The organism is Niveispirillum sp., assembly GCF_052437035.1.
In the GTDB taxonomy this organism is placed as follows: domain Bacteria; phylum Pseudomonadota; class Alphaproteobacteria; order Azospirillales; family Azospirillaceae; genus Niveispirillum.
This window is the reverse complement of the sequence record NZ_JBQVOH010000033.1, coordinates 700-1,037: the sequence shown is the minus strand read 5'-3', so window position 1 is coordinate 1,037 and position 338 is coordinate 700. Positions and strand designations below refer to the sequence as shown.

Annotated in this window: 1 pseudogene; it reads left to right on the top strand. The window is 68.6% G+C overall.

The annotated features are described in order from the left end of the window. A pseudogene (locus tag ACT6Q8_RS25510) lies at positions 1–338 on the top strand (DUF932 domain-containing protein); the annotation flags it as partial.

The following is a 338-nucleotide window of genomic DNA, read 5'->3' as shown; positions in this document are numbered from 1 at the left end:
CCTTTATGATGCAGTGCGCGCGCGGGCCGAGACCGCGACTGCGCGGACTGTCGAAACCCGCGCCATTCGCGTCATCGCCGCGCCCGACGAACCCGAGCGACTGAGCCTGCTCCTTCCCGACCGCGAAGCGCCGGTTGCACCCACGCACTGGTCTTTCGGGCAAATGTGCAGTCTCGTCGGGGCGCCGTCGGCCTATCTGCGCCAGCTTCCCGCCGCATTGGCGGGCATCAACATGCAGCACGGTCTGCTCGCGCATCGCGGGGAATTGGTGAAGACGCTCGAGACCGGCGACGGGCGCACCGAGCTGCGTGCCGTGACCGGCCCCGATTATGGCCGCA